Below are 1314 nucleotides of genomic sequence, written 5' to 3'. Positions count from 1 at the left end.
TACTCACCGCATCAACATCTCGCAACATATCCGGCAAAACCTGATTAAACCGCAAATTTTTAATCGGATAAGCAATCTTACCATCCTCAATCCAAAAAGTACCATCCCGTGTCATACCAGTCATCTCCAATGTCCGAGGATTAACATAACGCACATACCACGAACGATTTACCAAAACAGCTCTTTCCGTCTGAGCAATTAAATCGGCCAAACTTTGTTCCGAACCCTCCATCACCACTGGAAACATATAACCCGTAGGTTGCTTACCATTTTGTGCTGCCCAATAACGACTATAAGATAAAGTCTGTGGCACACCATTCTTAATCACCTCCAGATAATGATTACTCAACCCACTACTAGAGAAAGTCTCCAACTGCAACAAAGGATGTCCTGGATAGCGCTGCATCTGGACTAAAGGACTAAACATTTTTTCCCCTACTCGGTTGCCCACTGGTTTACCTGTTTCATCAGTACGCGACATAAACGATCGCCCCTCATCTGCCGCTCGTGCATCTAAATTAAATATTAGCCAAATCAATAGATCGGCTAAAGCTGCCCCACTGAAAATCACAGGATAAACACCGGGGCTAATTTCTCTAGGTTGGCGGGAGGCAAAAGCACGGTTAATCAATTCCTCCGTTAGAGTTTCAGTAGGTAATTGATTTATTCCCCAGGCAGTGCTACGACTCCAACTAGAGCCATTTTCAATTCTTGCCGTAAAACTAAAATCTGCTCTTGTATATTTATTACAGGCGCGTAACCCAACTGAGTTAGCGATCGCCCCTAAAAACGTATCTGTACTTAGAGTTCCCGAGCCATCCACTCCTGCTTCGGCACTCATAGCACATACCTGTTGTACTATTTTTCCTCGCTCTAGTGGGGAGATAGTAGCAGTCAACTCATCAAAAGCGGGAGTACGTTTTTCATATTCTTGAGGTTCCAGTAGTGGCACCCATTCCGGATCTTGTGGAGCAATGCGGGCAAGTTCCTCCGAAGTGCGAATAGTAGCTGTAATAGCATCCGAGTCTAATTCTGTAGTGGAGGCAGTAGCGCTACGAGTTCCAAAATAACTGGTAATATTGAGTTCAAATTTTGTTTTCGTAATGTTCTGACTAATTTGATTTTCTGAGTAGCGACTTAGGGATGATTCGTTGTTGTTCAAACTGACGACAATACCCTCTGCCTCAGATTTTTTGACAGTTGTTTCTAATAAAGATAAAGCTTCGTCTTCACTAAGAAGATTTTGTTTAATAGCTGTAGTCATTTCAGTTAATGGTTTTAGGGAACAGGGAACAGGGAACAGGGAACAGGGAA

The 1314-nt window shown here is 42.9% G+C and carries 1 protein-coding gene; it reads right to left on the bottom strand.

Annotated elements, in window-relative coordinates:
* A partial coding sequence (locus AC3DU7_RS08500) for a TldD/PmbA family protein (RefSeq protein WP_488038919.1) occupies positions 1-1264 on the bottom strand: 1264 nt, incomplete at its 3' end.
* Between the last annotated feature and the right edge of the window lie 50 nt (positions 1265-1314).

This window comes from Okeania sp. (genome assembly GCF_983059655.1).
The sequence above is the reverse complement of the archived record's forward strand: the minus strand, read 5'-3'. Positions and strand labels throughout refer to the sequence as shown.